The following is a 20429-nucleotide window of genomic DNA, read 5'->3' as shown; positions in this document are numbered from 1 at the left end:
ACCAAGGTGGATTTCCGCGCCGAGTGGCGGCAGATGTTCAACGAAACCTGGCGCCAGGAGCGGGATTTCTTCTACAGCTCCAACATGCACGGCGTGGACTGGTCCGCGGTGCGCTCGCGCTACGCCCCGCTGGTCGAGGCGGCCCAGCACCGGGACGACCTCAATTTCATCCTGGGCGAGATGGTGGGCGAGCTGTCCTCGGGCCACACCTACGTGGGCGGCGGAGATTACCCAGCGGTGGAGCGGGTCCGCTCCGGCCTGCTGGGGGCTGAGTTCAAGGCCGAGGGCGGCCTGTGGCGGCTGAGCCATATCCTGCCGGGCGAGAACTGGAAAGACTCCGGCCGCAGCCCGCTCACCGAGCCGGGCGTGAGTGTGGCCGCAGGGGATTACCTTCTGGCGGTAGACGGTGCGCCGGTCACCACCGCAACCGATCCGTATGCGCTTCTGGAAGGAAAAGCCGGGCGCACGGTGGCGCTCACTTTCGGCAAGAGCCCCGACATCGCCAAGGCCCGTTCGTTCCTGGTCAAGCCCATCGAGGATGAAATCCCGCTGCGCTATCAGGAGTGGGTGGAGCGCAACCGCGCTCGGGTGGACTCGCTGAGCGGCGGCCGTCTGGGCTACCTTCACATTCCCGACATGGGCTTCGAGGGCTTGAGCGAGTTCGTCAAACGCTACTACGCCCAGATCGACAAGCAGGGGCTGGTGATCGACGTGCGCTACAACGGCGGCGGGTTTGTCTCGCAGATGATTATCGAGCGCCTGCGCCGGGTGCTGGGCGGGATGGACGCCCCGCGCAACGCCACACCAGAGACCTACCCCAAGGCCGTGTTCACCGGCCCCCTGGTCTGCCTGATCAACCAGTACAGTGCCTCGGACGGTGACATTTTCCCCTACATGTTCCGTCAGTACAAGCTGGGCCCGCTGGTCGGGCGGCGCACCTGGGGCGGTGTGGTCGGCATCCGCGGCTACAGCCCGCTGGTGGACGGCGGCTATATCACGCGGCCCGAGTTCGGCACCTACAGCGCGGATGGGAAGTGGGTGATCGAGAACCAGGGCGTCTCGCCGGACATCGAGGTGGACAACCTGCCTGAGGACATCCTCGCCGGGCACGACCCACAACTCGAAAAAGGCGTGCAACTGTTGCTGGACAAGCTGGGACCGAGCCCGGCCGGGCTTCCGCCGCGGCCGGCCTCTCCCGAGCGCTGAACCTAAAGCTGCGCCGCCGGGGTTGACATCCACCCGGCGGCGCATTTTATTTCGACATGGGCTTTATTCGAGGGACAAAGGGAGTTGGGCCGGGAAAATGATGGGGTGACTGGGAGGTTTTGTTTGCGTATGGTCCTGCCCGCGTATACGACCGGGCGGACACATGGGTCCGCCCCGGAAGGCGAAAAAAGAGACGCGGGGTGGGCTGGTGTGTTTTTGCTCCCCTCTAAGCAAGAGGGGTGGCGGCGTAAGCCGATGGGGTGTGTAACACAACGGGCGAACACAAGGTTCGCCCCTACGAAAGACCCAAATTTTCGAGAAAACGACAGTCCAGGTTGCGGCCCTCCGGCAATGCAACTGGTGACGGAAAAATGCCGAAGAATGTCGTAGGGGCGAGGCCTGCCTCGCCCGCAGGAAAAGTGATTGGGTGCGGCGTGACGTGCCCCTTACTAAAGGTATGGGGCCGATGGGCACGTATCCCGGCCCCGGCTGGCTTGGCTTATTTCACCGGGACGCAGGAAGGGCCTATTCAGAGCCTTGTATTGATCAGAGACAGCCTTGAGAGAGGATAAACCGGAAAGAAGGATGCGCAAAGTGGAGCTGACGATACTGCACAGGGTGCCGTTCAGCACGGATGCGGACAAAGTGCTCGTCCGCCTGGGGCTGGAGTCCGGCATGCGCGGCGAGATTGTCCCCCTGGTGAACGCGGCCCTGGGGCTGGCCTGTCCGCGCGCGGTCTGCGCCGTGGTCGCGGTGGGGGAGCGCGGCGGTGATTCGGTCGAGATCGCAGGGCAGGCTTTCCACAGCCACATCCTGACGACCAACCTGGCACGGAGCGAGCGGGTGGGCCTGTTTGTCGCCACCTGCGGCCGCGAGCTGGAGGCCTGGGCCGAGTCCTACCCCGACATGCTGCTGCGCTGGTGCGCCGAGGAACTCTGCCAACTCGCCCTTCACGCCGCCGTTAACGCGGTGGAGGAGCACCTGGACAGCCTCATCGACGGCCCGCGCCACGCCACGATGAACCCGGGGTCCCTGCCGGACTGGCCCCTGGAGCAGCAGGCGGTCCTGTTCAATGCCTTGGGGACTGTGGAACAGGCGGTCGGGGTGAGCCTCACCCCCTCGTTCCTGATGCGGCCGCGCAAGTCGGTGTCGGGCCTGCGGTTCGGCACGGAGAGCGCCTACTCCAACTGCCGTCTCTGCCCGCGTCTCGACTGCCCGGGACGGCGCGCGCCCTACGATGAGATGGAATACGAGCGCCGCTACGGCCGGGCGGATGCCAGCGCCCCGGCCTGCGCGCTCACCGGCGATCAGACCGCTTGTTGACAGGGAGCCGAGGATGCAACTGCCGATCCGGGTGAACATTCCGTTCCTCTGGGGTGATAAAGTCTTCGAGAAGAACGACTGGGGTGCGATCAATTTCCTGGTCGGGCCCAACGGCACGGGCAAGAGCGTGTTCGCCCGCGAGCTGATCCGCCGGTTGCCCCAGGCCGCGCCCGGCCTGCGCACCCGTTTCATCGCCTCCGACCGTCTGCGTGGCTTCGACCCGGCCCAGCGCAGCGAGAGTGCGGACAGCCTGATGCTGGAGGGCATCCGCTACGAGGACTACGAGCGCTGGCGGCGCGAGGGCGCCGAGTACGGCCTCTCCTCCGCGGCGCTGGTGATCCTGAAGGAAAAGCTGGATGTGCGCCTGCGCATCGAGGCCGCCCTGAGCCAGCTTTTCCGCCGTCGCCTGGAGCTGGTCGAGCGGGGCGGCGGGTTCGCCCCGCGGCTCAGCCGGATCGCCGGAGGCTGGGAGTACGGCCTGCGCCAGGATGAGTGCCACGGGCTGAAAGAGCTGATCACCCTGCTCACGTTCCTGTACGATGACGAGTTCAACTGCCTGATCGTGGACGAGCCGGAGCTGCACCTGCACCCGCAGTTCCAGACTTTCCTGATGCAGGAGATACGCGCCCTGGCCGGCGACCCGCTGGTTGCGCCCGAAAAGCGCCTGTTCTTCCTGGTCACCCACTCGCCCTATTTCGTCGACCTGCGCACCGTGGACGACTTGCCCAATTGTTTAGTTTTTCGGCCCGACCATCCCCCGGCCTGCAGCGGCGCGCTCAGCGAGCCGGACAGCCGCCTGCTCAAACGTTTCCTGCCCCGGCTGAACACGCACCACAAGCAGTTTTTCTTCTCCGTGCGGCCGGTGTTCGTGGAGGGCTACACGGACCAGCAGATATTTTCCCTCTTGCAGGAGCGGCGTGGCCGCCTGACCGGCGCGGCCGGGGAATGCTTCATCGATGTGGGCGGCAAGGACGAGCTCGACCTGTTCTACCGTCTGGGCGCCCGCCTGGGCATCCAGGCGCAGGCCGTGACCGACCTGGACGCCTTGTTCGGCGGGCGGCTGCTGGCAACGCTCACGACCGGGGAGGCCATGACCACCCTGGCGGCCGAGACCGGGGCCGCGGCCGGCGATTTCCTGGCCGGGCTCAAGCGAAGGATGTTCAGCCTGGCGCGCGAGGTCTGCCGCCAGCGCTCGCCGCACAATGTCTCCGGCCAACTCCGCGAGTACGTGCGCACCCTGCGCTCACGCACCGGCGAGGAAGCCCGGGTCTACGCTTTCTACCTGGGCCTGGTGCATTTCCCGGGCGAGCTGAAGCGCCTTCTGCCGCACCGCGCCGCCGAGCTGCAGGCGATCCTGGACCTGACGGGGCGCGTGATCGAGACCCTGGCCGCTCAGGGCGTGCACGTGCTCTCGCGCGGGCAGCTCGAACACTACCTGCCCTCCGGCGGGGGCGAGCTGGTCTACCATTTCCCGGAGAGCGCCAAGCGCACGATCTTCGAGCGCGAGCGCGACCTGATCCTCGGCCGCGGCCTGGATGAGGCGCACATCCAACGGCGTTACGGCGGGCTGATCCGGATCCTCGACCGCGCGGTCAACTACATCCGGGTGGACGCCACCGAGTTTCTGGCCGCACCGCTGCGCGAGTTCCTGGCCCGCCTGGACCGTCTGGCCCGCGGAAACGGCCGCTCCCACAGCCTCGAAAGCCTGCTGGCCGAGCCGGAGCTGGAATACGGGCATTATTCGCGGATTTTCAGCCTGGAGCAGTTCGACTCCTCGGCCCAGGGCTACAGCGGCCAGCTGCGGCTGGACGGGCGTGTGGACCCGCAACGGCGGGTGCTGGAGTTCGATGAGAAGACCCGGCCGGAGAAATTCATTCTGAGAGAGTTAAGTCAGAAAGGTAATCCTTAAACGCGCAAACCACTCCCTGCCTGGCCTGGAGGTATCCATGACCCGCAGCCGGAGTAGTGACAGATACGGAGTTGCTGTTCTCTGTCTGCTGGCGGGCTGTGTCACGGACGGCCTGGGTGCTCCCGCGGCCGGGGACACCGCCACCATCGGCGGCCTGCACATGGTCTGGGCGCCGGCGGGCTCTTTCACTATGGGCACGGACAAGGAGAGCGAGGTAAGCTTTACGCATTGCAGACCGGCCCACCGGGTCGAGCTGGACGGTTTCTGGATGAGCGCCACCGAGATCACCCAGGCGCAGTACGCGCGGGTGACCGGGGTCAACCCCTCGCTGTTCAAGGGCGACAGCCTGCGGCCGGTGGACCAGGTGAGCTGGTACGACGCGATCGATTTCTGCAACGAGCTCAGCCGCAGGAGCGGCCTGGAGCACTGCTACCGTCTGGCCAGCCACGCCTGCTACTACGAGAAGAACGGGTTCCGCCTTCCCACCGAGGCCGAGTGGGAGTACGCTTGCCGGGCCGGCACACAGACGCGATATTACAGCGGTGAGCGCGAGAGCGACCTGGCCCGCGCCGGCTGGTACCTGGTCAACAGCGCCGGGAGCACGCACCGGGTGGGGCTGAAAGAGCCCAACGCCTGGGGCCTGTACGACATGCACGGCAATCTTTGGGAGTGGTGCAACGACTGGATGTCGGCCTATACTGCCCGGACGCGGAAAAACCCGGCCGGCCCCCTTTCCGGCGATTCGAAAGTGCTGCGCGGGGGCGGCTGGCACTATGACGCCCTGGGCTGTGCCAGCGTGTTCCGACACCGCGCCGCGCCCGAGTTCCGGCTGAGCATGGTTGGGTTCCGCGTGGTCTGCCGGGCTGCGCCCGGGGCCGGGGTTAAAACTCCGGAGCGGATCAAACAATCAGGACAATAATACGATTCCCGCGCCGCTTGCGGCGCGGGGGGACCGTTCTTCCGAAGGGTGGGACTATCTACATGCCGATGGACATCGAGCAGTACGCCCGTCACGTGCATTTCTATTCCGGCGAGGCGCCGGAGCTTCTCCTCGAATGGCTGGCCCGAGTCGAGTGGCACAGTTTCGTGGATGTTGGCTGCGGCGACGGCGCCCTTCTCTGGGCGCTTCAGCATCGCGGGCTGCTGGCGGGCAAGGAGGTCCACGGGGTGGACCTGTCGCACACGCGCATCGAGCTGGCCCGTCAAATCGACCCGTCTTTCGACTGCCAGGTGGGCAGCGCCACCGAGCTGGCCCCCCTGGCCGACTCCAGCATCGATTTCCTGGTCTCGACCCAGGTGATCGAGCACGTGCCGGACGACAACGACATGGTGCTGGCGATCAAGCGGGTGCTGCGCCCGGGCGGGACGGTCTACCTGAGCACGGTGCACAAAAAGTGGTACGGCTGGTATTTCTACCGCTGCAACGGCCGCTGGGTGCTCGACCCGACACACCTGCGCGAGTACACCCGCGACAGTCAGCTCCTGGACAAGTTCCAGGCGGCCGGGTTCCGGGTGCTGGAAAACCGCAAACGGCTGTTCCGCTTCCCGCTGGTCGATTTTTTCATGCGGCGGCTGGGGGCCTCGCGCAACGCCTCGCTGGGGAAAGTGGCCGCGGCGCTGCGCAGCCTGCGTGTGCCGATCCTGGGCTACTACAACTGGGAGATGATCCTGCGGCAGGATTGAGACGGGCCCGGGGGCCGGCCATGCGGTCGAGGACGCAGTTTTGCGTAGGGGCACGGCACGCCGTGCCCGAAAGACTTCAATGTTCTCTTGGTTACGGCCAAGAGAACCAGAAGCCATTGGGGCCGTAAACTCGCACAGGCATCGGCTGTCTTAACGCCCACGGAGTGCACAGGGATTTTTCACGCTGCCTCTGGTCGCGGGCGGCGCTGCCGCGAATCGCCCGCCCGTCCATGACGCTCTGAATGGTTTCGGTGTGCGCAGGGCAATTACTCCGCTCCCCCTGAGAGGCTCAAACATACGGCCCCCGAGCGGCCCGGCGGGCCGCGGATGAAAAAGGCGCAGCTCCGCAGAGCTCAAGCATTCAAGCGGATGCACACACCAATATACAAGGGGCACGCCGCAGCGTGCCCAATCCCCGGTGTTATACTCTAAGCCTTCAGCCCGATGTGGGGCGGCTGGACAGCCGCCCCACGCGACGGCGAATCAAGATAGCGAAAAAGGCCGGGGACGGACTGTATCCGCTCCCGGCCTTTTCGTTCCTGAGATCGATCTTAAGACTCACCAGCTCCCGTCGGGGTACATCTTGAGCGGCACCGGGTCACCGTAGGTCATGCTCGTATCGATGCAGGCCTCATCGGTGAGCTTGCCGGTCGTAACATCCACCGCCTGCATCCAGACCCGCCAGTAGCGCTGGTCGCCCAGGCGGGTGAGCGAGATGTAGTTGAGGTTCAGCTCGCGGCGGCGGCTGTTTATCACCAGGTCCAGGGCGCTCCAGCCGTTGCGGGTGCCCTCCGGGGTGAGCGTGCCCGCGGGGATGAACTCGTTGGTGAACGGGATGAAATCGACCCAGTGCGGCTTATCCCAGCCGTCCTCCTGAAGCAGCACCTCGCAGTTGGCATCCCCGAAAGCGTAGGCCCCGCGGGCGGCGTGGTCCACGCTTGTGGCCAGGGCCTGAAGGACCAGGCTCATGGTGCCGCACTGGCCCCAGGAGTGGGCCAGGTAGCGGCGGGCGCGGAGAGCACGCCGCTCGCCCTGGTAATTTTCGGGTCCCACCGCGGCGCGGGTCCAGCGGCTCAGCATCCCGACCGCTTCGGTCCGGCTGCCGGTGGCGGCCAGGTAATGGTAGTAGATCGGCGCGGCGATACGGCGGAACGCCCACACGTCCAGCGGGTCATCGCAGTTGACCACCGGGTGGCGGTTCACGCAGGCGTGCACCTTGAACGGCTCCACCGGGGGCAGCGGCTGGGCCGGGCGCGGCACCGGTCGGCCCAGCAGGGTGAGGCCGCGCACGGCGGCCCAGGTGGCACGCAGCTCGCTGGGCGGAGCGAGCGGGGTCTGGTCGGTCACGCCGAACCGTCCGAACCCGCCGTCCCGGTTCTGCGTGCCCGCGATCCAGGCGGCGCAGTCGGTGGACGGGCGGGCGGCGCGGCTGGTGTCGCTGTCGGCCAGGGGATGGCCCAGCAGGGCCAGGGCGGCCACTGCGGCCTGGGTGTCCTCCATCCGCGAGTAGTGGTCGTACCCGTTCCAGCCGTCCCCGTGCCCGGTCTCGAACCCGCCGTCCGGCTCCTGGCCGAACGCGCTCAGCAGGAAACGGCGGGCGCTGTCGGGGTCCTCGGGCGCGGCCCCCAGCACGGCCAGGGCCTGCACGCCGTAATAGGTGCCCAGCACGGTGGAGAAATAGAAATTGTCCGGGCTGAGGCCGAACCCGCCGCGCCGGAATGTGGTGTGCTGCTGCGCGCGCAGCCAGGCCACACAGCGGGCCGAGTCCGGAGCCGGCTGGGCCAGGATACGTAGCGCCTGCAGGGCCCAGCAGGTTGTGTAGACGCCCTCGTCCGGCTGGCCCAGGGTGTACTCGCTGGCGTCATAGGCGCCGTCGCGTTTCTGGCGGGCCCGGATGAACGCGGCGGCTTTGGCCGGGTCGGCCGGGGCGGCGCCCAGAATCTCCAGGCCGCGCAGCGCCCAGTAGGTCGGCTCCAGAGCGCTTTCCGAGCCCCAGGGCAGCTTGAACCCAGCGCCGTACCAGCCCTCGGCTTCGCTGAACCCGCCGTCCACAGATTGACGGCCGCGCAGCCAGGTTATCAGGGCGTCCTTATCCGTCAGGCTGTCCAGGGCCCCCAGGTCGGCCAGGGCCTCCAGGGCCATGCCGGTGGTGCTGACAAAGGCCGAGTCCCCGGGGAACCAGCCGAAGCCGCCTTGCCCGGAGCGGCAGGCCAGGAGCCAGGCCGCTGTCGGGTGCAGGGAGCTGCTCGCGGGGGCGGTGTCCGCCGGAGCCGCGGCAGGAGTGGAATGTCTGTCCGCCCCGTTCGAGCAGGCTAAAATGATTGTGAGCGCGAGGATAAAGCCGGTCCGGAATTTCATTTAACCCCCTGGGGTGGAATGAACGGAAATGTTTTGGCCTGGGCAATTTAAGCTCAAAGGCCGCCCCTGTCAAAGGGCAGCGATTCCCTTGCCCGGCGCGGCGTGTTGCGGTAGAATAACCATATAACAGAACCCGAATCCTTACACCGCGGACGGACAGTGAATGCGGGCCGCGGCTCGACAAGCCGGAACCGGAACCCGGAGGGAGCAGATGCGTCTTGAGTTGAGAACGACGGATTTTTTGAAAGCGTTGGCCTGTGCCCTGGTCCTCGTCTCGATGTTCGCCGCCGGGAGCGCCCGGGGGCAGTTGCCGCAGTCCGACACCCGGGCCGCGAGTCTGATGGACGCCGACCATTTCGACGCCGCCCTGCGTATCCCGCCCCTGGGCGGGCGCGAGGCCTGGGAGGTTCGCCGCGCCGAACTGCGCCAGTCGGTGCAGCTCAGCCTGGGGCTCTGGCCCCTGCCGGAGCGCAACCCGCTCAACGCCAAGGTGTTCGACTGGAAAGAGGGGCCCGGGTTCAAGGTGGCCAAGGTCTATTTCGAGAGCCTGCCCGGCTACATGGCCACCGGCAACCTCTACCTTCCGGCCCAGGGCAAGGGACCTTTCCCGGCCGTGCTCTGTCCGCACGGGCACTGGTTTTACGGCCGTCTGAACAACTCGGTGGACGGCTCCATCCCCGGGCGCTGCATGGATTTCGCCCGCATGGGCTTCGCCGTATTCTCCATCGACATGGTGGGCTACAACGACTGTTTCCAGTTGCCCCACGATGAAAACAAGAGCCGCGCGCAGCTCGTGGCCGACAAGCCCGCGCCCTACGAGCCGCGGCAGTGGCGCGGGACATTCGATTTCCCTGAACCCGGTCTCTATGGGATGAACCTGGCCGGGATGCAGGTCTGGAACGCCATGCGGGCGGTGGATTTTCTCTCCTCCCTGCCCGAGGTGGACTCGACCCGGATCGGCTGCACCGGGGCCTCGGGCGGCGCCTCGCAGACTATCCTGCTCATGACCGTGGACCAGCGGATCAAGGTGGCCGCGCCGGTCAACATAATCGGGATGAAAAAACACCCCGGCTGCCTGTGCGAGAACAGCCCCGGCCTCTGGCGGGACGCCACCACCGTGGAACTGGCTGCCGCTTTCGCCCCGCGCCCGCTGATCCTCTGCTCGGCCAGCGAGGACCCCTGGACCAGCCAGTGCCCGGTGCGGGAGTACCCGTTCATCCAAAAGTATTACGCTCTCTACGGCGCGGCCGACAGCCTGGCCAATGTCCATATCCAGGGCGGGCACAACTACAACGCGCTCACGCGCGCCGCGGTGTATGCTTTTTTCTCCAAGCACCTGGCCGCGGCCGGGCCGGTTATCGAAAAACCGGTGCCTGTGGCGCCCGAGCTGGCCGGCCTGGGCGATCTGCGGGTCTTCCCGGAGCATATCCTTCCCGACACGGCCCGTGAGCCGGAGCGCATAATCGCCGGGTGGGTCGAGGCCTCGGAGGGCCAGTTCCAGGCGGCTGTCCCCGCCGGGCGGCAGGACCTGGACAAGTTCGCAGGCAGCTACGGCAAGGCGCTGGGGCTGCTCTTGAGCGTGGAAAGCCCGCAGGCCTCCGCGTTGCTGGAGAGCGAACCCTCAAGCCGCAAGGTGGCGGGCCTGGCTGTCAACAGCCTCAGGCTGGGACGCTCCGGCAAGGGGGACTGTATCGGCCTGGAGGTGGTGGAACCCCCGGTGAAAGCCAGGGGCGCCCTGGTGCTGGTCTACCCGGAGGAGGTGGGCGGCGTGGCCCTGCCCGGCGATTCCGGCCTGCGCCCCTGGATCGCCCCGCTGGTGCAGAAAGGCTGGCGCGTGGTCCGGGTGGGCGGCTTCGCCTCCGGCGAGCTGAATATTCCCCGCAAGACCTGGGAGTCATTCAGCTGGCCCTGGGCTTACAACCGCGGCAATGGCCTCGAGGCGATCCAGGATATCCTGACCGCCCTGGCCTGGGCGCGCAAGAGCTGGCCGGGCGAACCGCTGGCCCTGGCGGGCCTCAGCCGCTGCGGCCTGAGCGCGGCTTTCGCCGGTGCGGTCTCGGGCGCGGCCGATATGGCCCTAATCGACCTGGACCGTAAAGACCCGGTCTACGACAAGGAACTGCTGGACCTTCTGCCGGTGGGCTCGCTCCAGCGGGTGGGCGGTTTCCGCACCGCGGCCTTGCTTCTGGCGCGCAAGCCGGTGGTGCTGCTCAATCCGGGCGCCAGCCTGGACCAGGGCTGGTTCACCGGTCACGCCTCCGCGCTCGGCCTGGGGGCGAACCTGCGTTTCGCCGCCGCCTCGGCCGAGGGCCTCTGGCTGCCCGAGCTGATGCAGGGACTGTAACAGCCCGTCAGTCTGACGTAAAAACAAGAGGCGCACCGCGTGAACGGTGCGCCTCTTTATTTTCGATACATCCGGTCCGCTGGCTGTTCAGCCTATCGCCCGCAGCGGGGTTTCCTCCACCTCGGCCTCGCCGCCCTCGATGTTCGGGGTCTTTTCGAACAGGGGCCGGATATCGGCCGAGCGGGCCAGGAAAACCGGGCAGATCTCACACTGGCCGGTGCAGCCCGCACCGACAGGCAGGGTTTTCTTGATCTGCCAGCAGCGCAGGTGCGGCTTCTGAAAGGCCTCGCACTCGGAGGTGCTATCGCAGCCGAAAATCGACCAGCAGGGGGCGAGGTTGAGCAGATACCGGATGCCCTCCACGGTCATGCCGCGCTCGTGGATCAGTTTTTTGATCTGAAGGATCTGGTTGATTTCGAATTCGCTGTACAGCCTCTGGTTGCTCGATTCGCAACGCGCCGGCCTCAGAAAGCCTTCCTTCTCGTACTCCCGTATTCTTTTGATCGAGAGTCCGACCTGCATTGCCACCTTACCGATTTTCGAATACATAATCTTTCTCCCGTCCCTGTTCTGGACCAGGTGATACTCAGAGATGCCGTGACCGTATGCCCTCCGGGGGAGGAGGAGAGCAGGTTTTGGACACTATAATAAATTCCGAGAAAGTGTCTGACAAGGATAATCGACCAAAATCCTCTTGTTGCGGCAAATACAAATAATTATTTTCCATATGGCGATAAATGTAATAGAAATAACTAATTATCGTAATTACTCAACTCTGCGGACAACACTGACATTCAGACAGGTACGGCTTTCCCGTTTCACGGTGAAAATCCGGCGGGAGCACCGGTGCAGGGGCGGGAGTTCCGGATTTGTGCGGTCCCGGAGCGCGGGTGTGTGCCCGGATCGTGGTGGACTGGAAACACGCGCATATTTTTTTTACATTTTAGTGGCGCGCCTGCCGGGAGTATGATATAATAATTATGAACCCCAAGCGAGGGAGAGGCATGGCCTACAATATACTCATCGTGGATGACTCGGAAACGATCCGGGCGGTTATAGCCAAAACGTTGCGCATCGCCGAGATACCGGTCGGAGAGCTCTGGCACGCCGGGAACGGTCAGGAGGCCCTCGATATTCTGCGCAGGGAATGGGTCGATCTGGTGTTCGCAGACATCAACATGCCGGTGATGAACGGGATCGAGATGATCGAGCAGATGGCCAAAGAGGGCCTGATCGCGTCGGTGCCGGTGGTGATAGTCTCCACCGAGGGCAGCCGCACCCGGATCGAGGAACTGACCGCCAAAGGGGTGCGGGCCTATCTGCGCAAGCCTTTCACTCCCGAGGCGCTGCGGGGGATGGTGGAGCAGGTGTTGCAGGAGAAATAGACAACCGTATCAGGAATGAACTGGATTGAGGCCGGCCGGGTCACCCCGCACCGGCTTTTTCGTTCAGAACTCCAGGTGAAGGGCCAGGCGGGTGGAACCCTGGCAGGCGTAGAAATTCCGGTCGAACTGGTACAGGTGGGCGCTCACGTAGGAGTCAACCAGGCTCAGCACCAGGGTGGTGATGCCGTAGGCCATGTAGTCGCCGGCCTTGCGATTGAGGCTCTTGACGTGCTCGTTCAGGGCCACGCGCTCCGGGTCATCCACCGGCCAGTCCGGGCCGTTGGCGCGTTCCAGGGCGTGCAGACGGTCACGCTGGCTGTTGCGGTCGCTGAACTTGCGCGCCATCATCACGAAAAAGCCGGTTTCGAGCGCCGCCGCCAGGCCGCCCCGCACCGGGTGGCCGGTGTAGAACTGGCCCCAGCCGGGCAGTGCCAGCGCCCGCAGCAAGGCCCCGGAGGGGGATTTGCGATGGCTCACCCCCGAGATCGAGTCGGTCAGGGTCGAGTCCATGAACCCCGGCGGCAACTGCTGGAACTGGGGCAGACTGTCCGCCGCGGCGGGCGACTGCGCCCGCAGGCCGCCGCAGAATAGAACGGCTGCCAGGACAAGCCAGCCTGCGCCGCCGAGCCTTGACATCCCGCCCGAGCGCAGTATGTTTAAACCGATGGCAATCATGCTGTTCAAAAGGACAAGCCCCATGAGAATGATGTTGATGCTCTGCCTGGTTCCGCTCCTTTGCGCCACCGCGCAGTCCGCCGCCGCGGACCGTCTGCAGACCCCCGGCGCCCGTGCCGTGCGGTCCTGGTACAGTGCCGGGTCCGGGTATTACAGCCGCGGCCCCCGCAGCGGAGTACGAAACGGCGTCTGCCCCGCCCGCAGCCCGGTTTACGGCGTCGGCGCGGGCTACGCCGCCCCGGCCTGCCGCCGTTACGGCAACGCCTGGGGCTCAGCCCGCGGCGTGCGGTTTTCCGGCTGGACTGTCCGCAACCCGGCCGGGCGGTCGCAGGGGCGCACGTACGGTTACTCCGGGCGGTACGGCTCGGATGTGAGGCTCCGGTTTTTCAGCGGGAAAAACCTCTCCGCAGCGAGCGTATCTGCAAGCGCCAGGCCATGACCGGCCGGAACGGCACTCCCTGAATAAAATAATCTAAGGCCAAGGCCTTTCCGCCACAAGACAGGAGGCCCCGCGTGGCTGCTTCACAGGCGGAGCCGGTTGTCATCTCGGCCAGCCGCCGCACCGATATCCCGGCCCATTGGCTCGACTGGTTCCTCGGCTGCCTTGGCCGGGGCGGTCTGACCCTGACCAACCCCTACAACGGCTCCAGCCGGGAGGTCTCGCTCCGGCGTGAGGACGTGCACTCGCTGGTGTTCTGGTCCAAGAACTACGGCCCCCTGCTGGAGCGCCTGCCGGAGCTGGAGCCCTGGCCGCTGGCGTTCAATTTCACCCTGAACAGCCCCGATCCGCTCCTGGAGCCGTCCCTGCCCCCGCTGGAGGACCGCCTGGAGCAAATGGCCGCCCTGGTCCGTGTTTTCGGCCCGAGGGCCGTTCGCTGGCGGCACGATCCTGTAGCGTTCTACGAGCTGGAGGGCCGGGCGCGGGACAACCTGGGCGAGTTCGAGCGCCTGCTCGACCGGGCCGCGGCGCTCGGCCTGGATTGCTGCACGGTCTCGTTCATGGACCATTACCGCAAGATCGACCTGCGGCAGGCCCGGGTGCCGGGGCTGCGCTTTGTCTACCCGGAGAAATCACGCCTGTTGGAGGTCGCCGCCTGGATGTCTGAACATGCCTCCCGGCGGGGAGTGCGCCTTCTGACCTGCTGCGAGGCGGTTCTGGCCGGCTCCGGGATCGCGAACCTCGCCCCAGGGGGCTGCATCGACCACGCCCGGCTGGAGGGCCTGCACGGGGGGCGGCTTTCACACCGTGTTGACAGGGGACAGCGCCGGGACTCCGGCTGCCTCTGCCACGAGAGTGTCGATATCGGCAGCTACCGCGGGCAACCCTGCCGCTGCGGCTGCCTGTACTGTTACGCCAACCCGCTTGTCGCTTGAGACTTTAGAGGAGAGGTGCCCCAAGTGGAAAGAATGATCGATCTGAGGAGCGATACCCTGACCCTGCCCGATGAGGGTATGCGCCGCGCCATGGCCTCGGCCGAACTGGGCGATGATGTCTACGGCGAGGACCCCACGGTGAACCGTCTGCAGCAGACCGCCGCCGATCTGTTCGGGCGCGAGGCGGCCCTGTTCGTGCCCAGCGGCTCGATGGGCAACTCGATCTGCCTGAACGTGCTGACCCGCCCGGGCATGGAGGTGGTCTGCGACCGCCAGTCGCACGTCTACAACTATGAGATGGCCGGGATGGCCGTGCTGAGCGGCCTTTTGCCGCGCATTATAGACGGCGAGCGGGGAGCGCCGGATGCCGCACAGGTGGAGGCGGCGATCCGCCCGCAGATTTACTACCTGGCCCAGACCGGCTGCATCAGCCTGGAGAACACGGTCAACCTGGCCGGGGGACGGGTGTTCCCGGCGGAGCGGTTCCGGGCTGTGACCGCCCTGGCTGCCTCGCGCTCGATCCCGGTGCACCTGGACGGCGCGCGGGTGTTCAACGCCGCCGTGGCCCTGGGCCGGACTGTCCGCAGCCTGACCGAGGGCGTGGAGGGCCTCACTTTCTGCCTGTCCAAGGGCCTCGGCGCTCCGGTCGGCTCGCTGGTGCTGGGCACGCGGGCTTTTGTGGAACAGGCGCGGCGGGTGCGCAAGCTGCTGGGCGGCGGGATGCGTCAGGCCGGGGTCCTGGCCGCGGCCGGCCAGTACGCCCTGGAGCACAACGTGGAGCGCCTGGCCGAGGACCACGCCAACGCCCGTCGCCTTGCCGTGGGACTGTCTGGTATGCCGGGGTTGAGCCTGGACTTGGAGGCCGTGGAGACGAATATCATTTTCCTGCACCTGGCACCCCCAGCCCCGGAGGCCTCCGAGCTCTGCCGCCGTCTGGCCGCGCTGGGGGTGCGTCTCAGCCCGGCCGGCCCGGACAGCCTGCGCCTGGTGACCAACCTGAACGTCTCCGCCCGGGACATCGAGCTGACCCTGACGGCGTTCGCCCGGGCGCTCAAAGGGGCCTGAGCGAGCGATGCAGGGGAGGGTTTGTAACCCTCCCCTACGGGATTGAGGCCGGGGTTTGGCTTGAGGTGGTGGATTACTCGCCGCCGATACGGATCCGCCCGGAAAAACAAGGGGCCACCCCGCGGTGGGTGGCCCCTTCCCCTAATTCCCCTCATCTATGTGAAAAGCCTGTCCTTCAGGCTCTGTCTTATTTTATGGCCCGCAGACGGATATTCCCGCCCGAGGTGCGCAGGGTGAGCGCCGGGCCGCCCTGGCCCAGGGTGCCGTCCATTTCCCCCTCCTCCGTACTGAACACCTTGACCGGAAGATCGGATTTCACGTTGCCGCCGCTGGTGTGGGCCGACAGCTCGGCCGAGATCGAGGTCGGGACAGTGAGAGTGATATCCCCGCCGCTGGTACTCAGCCCGCAGGCGCTGCGGGGCTGGCTCCTCAGGCAGGCCTCGATACTGCCGCCGCTGGTCTCGGCATTCAGGCTCCCGCCCAGGCTGTCCGCAGTAATGCTGCCGCCGTAAGTCTCGATTGCGCAATCACCCTGGACAGCGAAAGCCTCGATATCCCCGCCACTGGTGGAGAGGTTGCAGGCCCCGCCGATCCCGCGGGCTGTGACTTCGCCCCCCGATGTGCTTGCGGCGAGCGGACCGTTTATCTCCTCGGCGTGGATATCGCCGCCCGAGGTGCCCAGGTGGACGCAGCCGGTAATCCTTGCGGCGCTGACATTCCCGCCCGAGGTCTGCAAAGCGGTCTTCCCGATGATCCCCGCAGCTTCAACGTCGCCGCCGGAGGTCTGGATGCTTGGGTTGAAGCTCTGCGGTATCTCGATCGTGATCCGAAGATGGCCGTCGAACGCACATCTTTTCAGTAAGCCCAGAAAGCTGCTCGTTTCCCTGGCTTTTCCGTTCACCTCCACCCGGTTCCCCTTCTGGGAGAAAGTGAAATCGATCTTCCCCGCCAGGTCGCAGTCGGACTCGATGTGGATTTTTACCTGTGAAGTGGGGCTGCCGTTCAGGATCACATCCCCGGCGTCGGTATCCAGAAGCAGCTCTCCGCCGGGCTGCACGCTGAACGCGCGGTCGATGGTTTTCTGAGCGTGCAGCGGGCAGAGGCTCAGGTTGATCGAAAGCAGCACTACAGCGGCGATTACGAGGTATTGGCGCATCCTGTCCTCCGGGAACGGTTTGAATTTGCGGAACTCATAACCGTTGAGACGACATGTTTGCAGATTCGGTTTCAATTATTTCGCTCCGGCGGATATCCTTTTCGATCAAGGTTCTTGCCAAGCCGGGCAAAGGCTGTTACTTTTTCAGCCCAGCCGTAAGCAAGGCTGGCCCGCAGCAACGGAGAGGTGTCCGAGTGGTTGAAGGAGCCGGTCTCGAAAACCGGTGTCGGCGTAAGTCGACCCAGGGTTCGAATCCCTGCCTCTCCGCCATTTTTATTTTTCCCCCCGGCGGCATTTCAGCACGACAATCCCCTGCTTTTCAGGCCGGCCAAAGACTAAAACCGTATTCCGCAAAAAATTTCGACGGGTTTGCGAAACAATTTGCATCGTTCCCCCGTTAAATGAATCCGGAAAACCCTGCACATTTTTTCTGGATATTTTCTGCTTTGCGAGGTAGATTAAGTTGAAAATTTGTTATATTGTTTCCGGCAAATCCCCTAAGAGTGTAGCAATGCGGAATGTCATAACACCGAGAATGTTCCGCTCGATATAGAGTTTGAAGTCCGTGCCGGGCGAAGCGGCGAGTGAATGGGTCTGGATCGCCCTCGGTCAGGCGGTTTCCGGGGCTCGAAACCGGCGCGGATGTATTCGATAGATATCGCTCTTGCAAAAGGGCTATCCACCACACACGTTCGCTCTATCGAGCAAGCTCTGGGGAAAAGCAAATGAACGACTATCTGGTGGCTCTACTGCTGGGATTTTCCTTCGGAAACCTCTGGCTTTGCGCTCTTCTCGTGTTCTCGCTGCAGAATACCAACCGCGCCACCTGCGGGGGCTACCTGCTGGGGCGGGTGCTGGCTATCCTGATCCTCTCCCTGGCCGTGGCGGCCCTGGGCAAAGTGGTCACTATCGACAAGGGTGTGATCAATATCGCCTCCGGGGTGCTGCTGATCGGTTTCAGCGTCTACCTGGCCGCCACCCACATGTACGGTTGGGTCCCGCCTTGGAAGAAGCCCCGCGCCGCGCACGCCGAGGGTGAGGACGGTTGCGGCCACGACTGCAAAAGCTGCCCCACCATGGGCCATCACGAGTACATGAGCGCTTGCAGCGCCTGCGGCGATGACAAGGTCTGCTCGGCGGAGGAGCCGGAGGTCGAGGCCCTCACCCGTCAGGCCCGCGTTGTCTGGCGTCGGGACGTAAAAGAGAAGAAGATATCGGGTTTCGCGGTCGGCATGGCGCTGGGCGCGCTACGCGGCTCCACGTTGTGCACCAAGCTGCTCATCCTGGTGCCCCTGCTGCTTAGCGCCTCGATGTTCAAGGCTTTCGGGATCGGGCTGTCGTTCAGCCTGTCCTCCTCGCTCTACCCGCTGCTCGGTTTCGTGGTCGGCGCTTTCGCGCTCAAGCTCGTTAAGTACAAGCGCTGGCTGTTCGGGATCAGTTGCGCGCTGATGATCCTGGCCGGAATCCAGTACCTGATCAACGGCATCCAGTTCTACCACCTGGTCTGACCAGAACCGCGAAATTCCGCATGACGTCTGGAACATGCCCGGACCAAGGGTCCGGGCAGTTTATTACCGCTCAATGAGAGGGTTAAAAGTGCAGACAATGACGGCGGCGGGACGGTGGTGCGGGGTCTTTCTCCTGCTGGCGGCGGCGACTTTCGCCTGCGGCGACGGGGGGAAAGCCGATGCGGGCAAGACTGCGACCGTGGTTAAGCGTGATTTTGCCGCGACCGTGCTGGCCACCGGCTCGGTCACCGCCAAGGTGGGGGCCGAGGTGCGGGTGGGGGCGCGGGTCTCCGGAAAGGTCCAGCGGCTGCGCAGCAATATCGGCGACAAGGTGAAAAAGGGCGATGTGATCGCCGAGCTGGACAAGGCCGACCTCGAGGCCAACGTGGTCCAGCGGGTGGCCGAGCTGGAGATTTCCCGCTCCCGGCTCGCCTCGCTCGAAAAGCTCTATCCCATGCAGCTCGAAAAGGCCCGCGCTTACATGGATCAGTGCGCGGCTACGGTTTCTCTGAACGAGAAGGACTTCCAGCGCAAGAGCGACCTGCTCAAGGACGAGCTGGCCTCGCAGCAGGACGTGGACGACGCGCGCGAGCAGCTCGAGGTGGCCAAGGCCGAGCTGAAGTATGCCCGCGAGAGCCTGCGCCTGACCGAGACCCAGTACCCCGAGGACCTGTCCCAGGCGGCCAAGGATGTCGAACGGGCCCAGGGCGCCCTGGACAACGCCCGCGCCACTCTTTCCTACACCACAATCACCGCTCCCATCGACGGCGTAGTCGGTTCGGTCTCCACCCAGGAGGGCGAAACAGTGGCCGCCGGTTTCAACGCCCCCACTTTCGTCACCATCATCGACCTGACCCGACTGGAAGTGGACGCCTACGTGGATGAGGTCGATATCGGCAAGGTCAAGACCGGCCAGAAAGGTTCGTTCAGCGTGGACGCGTTCCCGGGGCGGGAGTTCGAGGGCGTGGTGAGCGCGATCTACCCCAAGGCCGTGATCCAGGAGAATGTGGTCTACTACATCGTGGTGCTGGACATAGCCGGAGATTACGAGGGCCTGTTGCGGCCCCAGATGACCGCCAGCGTGACCCTGACCCTCGAGGACAGGCCCGGCGTGCTGGCCGTGCCCTCCCGCGCCGTGCAGCGCGACCGCGGCCGCAACGTGGCCTGGGTGCTGGGCGACGGCGGCAAGCCCGAGCGGCGCGAGATCGCAGTGGGCTGGCGCGACGGGCAGTGGCTGGAGGTGGTGAACGGTCTGAGCGAGGGCGAAAAAGTGCTGATCGAGGCCCCGGCCTCGGCGGCCCCGGCGGGTGGAGGCAACCGTGATTGAGTTGCGGGACATCGAGAAAACCTATCGCAGCGGCGAGATGGCCACCCCGGTCCTCAAGGGGCTGTCTTTTACGGTCCAGCCCGGCGAGTACGTGGCGATCATGGGCCCCTCGGGCAGCGGCAAGACCACCCTGATGAACATCCTGGGCTGCCTGGACAAACCCACCGGCGGCAGCTACAAGCTGGACGGGGTGGAGGCGGTGAGCCTGGATGACGATAAGCTGTCGGCCCTGCGCAACAGCCGCATCGGGTTCGTGTTCCAGTTGTTTCACCTGCTGGAGCGCACCAGCGCCCTGGAGAACGTGATGCTGCCGCTGATCTACGCCGAGCACTATCCGCCGGACGCCGAGCCGCGGGCGCGTCGGGCGCTGGAGGCGGTCGGCCTGTCCGAGCGTATGAACTACAAGCCCAACGAGCTTTCGGGCGGCGAGCAGCAGCGTGTGGCCATCGCCCGGGCGCTGATCTGCGACCCGGCCCTGATCCTGGCCGATGAGCCCACCGGCAACCTGGACTCGGCCTCCGGGTCCGAGGTGCTGGCGATCTTCGACCGCCTGCACGGCGAGGGCCGTACGATTGTGATGATCACGCACGACCAGTCCGTGGCCGAGCGCGCCGGGCGTATCCTGACCCTGCGCGACGGCCGGATCACGGGTGACCGGATAGTCGGCCCGGCGGGTGGCGGAAACAGCGAGGTGAACGGGTGAAAGCCTTGCGGGTGGCCCTGGAGGGCGCGCGCGCCCTCAACCAGAACCGGTTGCGCACGCTGCTGATGATGGCCGGCACGGTGGTGGGTATCGCCGCGCTGCTGGTGATCATGGCCGTGGGCAAAGGCACCGAACGAAAGGTGCTCGAGCGGGTAAACAATTTCGGGCCCCGGGCGATGATGCTGATCGCCGGCGGCGGCAAGGACCTTCCGCCCCCCGACCTGACCGTGACAACCCTGCTGCCCTCGGATGCCGAGGCGATCCGCCGCGAGGTGCCGGGCCTGGACATTGTCACCCCCATGGCCTGGAGTTTCCGCATGGGGGTCAAGTACGAGACCGAGCAGATTCAGTGCGTGCTCTGGGGGGTGGAACCGGACTGGCACGAGGCTTACGCCTGGTACATGGAGGAGGGC

General features: G+C 65.4%; 18 protein-coding genes and 1 tRNA gene. 15 read left to right on the top strand and 4 right to left on the bottom strand.

Features of this window, described 5'->3' with window-relative positions; genetic code table 11:
• The 5 genes from LLH00_08890 to LLH00_08870 form a co-directional block, all read left to right on the top strand.
• The coding region (locus LLH00_08890; protein MCE5271388.1) for a PDZ domain-containing protein at window positions 1–1206 on the top strand (1206 nt) is incomplete at its 5' end.
• A gap of 585 nt (window positions 1207–1791) precedes the next feature.
• Window positions 1792–2529, top strand: coding sequence for a hypothetical protein (locus tag LLH00_08885; protein MCE5271387.1), 738 nt, complete (start codon window positions 1792–1794; stop codon window positions 2527–2529).
• Between the two features lie 13 nt (window positions 2530–2542).
• On the top strand, window positions 2543–4438 hold the full coding sequence (locus tag LLH00_08880; protein ID MCE5271386.1) for an AAA family ATPase: 1896 nt from the start codon (window positions 2543–2545) through the stop codon (window positions 4436–4438).
• Between the two features lie 37 nt (window positions 4439–4475).
• Window positions 4476–5357: a formylglycine-generating enzyme family protein gene (locus tag LLH00_08875; GenBank protein MCE5271385.1), complete on the top strand. Its 882-nt coding sequence runs from the start codon at window positions 4476–4478 to the stop codon at window positions 5355–5357.
• Window positions 5358–5419: 62 nt separating this feature from the next.
• Window positions 5420–6121, top strand: a complete 702-nt coding sequence (locus LLH00_08870) for a class I SAM-dependent methyltransferase (protein ID MCE5271384.1) — start codon at window positions 5420–5422, stop codon at window positions 6119–6121.
• Between the two features lie 558 nt (window positions 6122–6679).
• On the opposite strand, the gene LLH00_08865 is transcribed toward LLH00_08870, so the two are convergent.
• Window positions 6680–8479 (bottom strand): hypothetical protein, encoded by a 1800-nt coding sequence (locus tag LLH00_08865; protein MCE5271383.1) that lies wholly within the window; start codon window positions 8477–8479, stop codon window positions 6680–6682.
• A 211-nt stretch (window positions 8480–8690) separates the two neighbouring features.
• On the opposite strand from LLH00_08865, the gene LLH00_08860 reads away from it, so the two are divergent.
• Window positions 8691–10823: an acetylxylan esterase gene (locus LLH00_08860; protein ID MCE5271382.1), complete on the top strand. Its 2133-nt coding sequence runs from the start codon at window positions 8691–8693 to the stop codon at window positions 10821–10823.
• An 87-nt stretch (window positions 10824–10910) separates the two neighbouring features.
• Here LLH00_08860 and LLH00_08855 read toward each other — a convergent pair whose 3' ends face one another.
• Window positions 10911–11372, bottom strand: coding sequence for a MerR family transcriptional regulator (locus LLH00_08855; protein ID MCE5271381.1), 462 nt, complete (start codon window positions 11370–11372; stop codon window positions 10911–10913).
• 455 nt (window positions 11373–11827) lie between these two features.
• On the opposite strand from LLH00_08855, the gene LLH00_08850 reads away from it, so the two are divergent.
• On the top strand, window positions 11828–12208 hold the full coding sequence (locus tag LLH00_08850) for a response regulator (protein ID MCE5271380.1): 381 nt from the start codon (window positions 11828–11830) through the stop codon (window positions 12206–12208).
• 63 nt (window positions 12209–12271) lie between these two features.
• Here the strand turns inward: LLH00_08850 and LLH00_08845 are convergent, their stop codons facing one another.
• Window positions 12272–12883: a DUF5683 domain-containing protein gene (locus tag LLH00_08845; GenBank protein ID MCE5271379.1), complete on the bottom strand. Its 612-nt coding sequence runs from the start codon at window positions 12881–12883 to the stop codon at window positions 12272–12274.
• Window positions 12884–12905: 22 nt separating this feature from the next.
• Between LLH00_08845 and LLH00_08840 the strand changes: the two genes are divergently transcribed.
• The 3 genes from LLH00_08840 to LLH00_08830 all read left to right on the top strand — a co-directional run bounded on the left by LLH00_08840 (window position 12906) and on the right by LLH00_08830 (window position 15322).
• Entirely contained in the window at window positions 12906–13322 is a 417-nt protein-coding gene (locus LLH00_08840) for a hypothetical protein (GenBank protein ID MCE5271378.1), read from the top strand.
• A gap of 74 nt (window positions 13323–13396) precedes the next feature.
• The gene (locus LLH00_08835; GenBank protein ID MCE5271377.1) at window positions 13397–14257 is read left to right on the top strand and encodes a DUF1848 domain-containing protein; all 861 of its coding nucleotides are present in this window, start codon (window positions 13397–13399) and stop codon (window positions 14255–14257) included.
• Between the two features lie 33 nt (window positions 14258–14290).
• The gene (locus tag LLH00_08830; GenBank protein MCE5271376.1) at window positions 14291–15322 is read left to right on the top strand and encodes a low specificity L-threonine aldolase; all 1032 of its coding nucleotides are present in this window, start codon (window positions 14291–14293) and stop codon (window positions 15320–15322) included.
• Between the two features lie 187 nt (window positions 15323–15509).
• Here the strand turns inward: LLH00_08830 and LLH00_08825 are convergent, their stop codons facing one another.
• Window positions 15510–16478 carry a DUF4097 domain-containing protein gene (locus LLH00_08825; protein MCE5271375.1) on the bottom strand — a complete coding sequence of 323 codons (969 nt, stop codon included), beginning with the start codon at window positions 16476–16478 and terminating at the stop codon, window positions 15510–15512.
• Between the two features lie 180 nt (window positions 16479–16658).
• Here LLH00_08825 and LLH00_08820 point away from each other — a divergent pair.
• The 5 genes from LLH00_08820 to LLH00_08800 all read left to right on the top strand — a co-directional run.
• Window positions 16659–16748, top strand: a tRNA-Ser gene (locus LLH00_08820).
• 455 nt (window positions 16749–17203) lie between these two features.
• Window positions 17204–17986 (top strand): hypothetical protein, encoded by a 783-nt coding sequence (locus LLH00_08815; GenBank protein MCE5271374.1) that lies wholly within the window; start codon window positions 17204–17206, stop codon window positions 17984–17986.
• A gap of 97 nt (window positions 17987–18083) precedes the next feature.
• Window positions 18084–19313: an efflux RND transporter periplasmic adaptor subunit gene (locus tag LLH00_08810; protein MCE5271373.1), complete on the top strand. Its 1230-nt coding sequence runs from the start codon at window positions 18084–18086 to the stop codon at window positions 19311–19313.
• Window positions 19306–20016 carry an ABC transporter ATP-binding protein gene (locus LLH00_08805; protein ID MCE5271372.1) on the top strand — a complete coding sequence of 237 codons (711 nt, stop codon included), beginning with the start codon at window positions 19306–19308 and terminating at the stop codon, window positions 20014–20016. The genes LLH00_08810 and LLH00_08805 overlap by 8 nt, the downstream gene beginning before the upstream one ends.
• A partial coding sequence (locus tag LLH00_08800; GenBank protein ID MCE5271371.1) for an ABC transporter permease occupies window positions 20013–20429 on the top strand: 417 nt, incomplete at its 3' end. The genes LLH00_08805 and LLH00_08800, both read left to right, overlap by 4 nt.

The sequence above is a fragment of the bacterium genome (assembly GCA_021372515.1).
GTDB lineage: Bacteria > Gemmatimonadota > Glassbacteria > GWA2-58-10 > GWA2-58-10 > JAJFUG01.
Note: the sequence above shows the minus strand (reverse complement) of the source record. Positions and strands in the feature narration are given on the sequence as shown.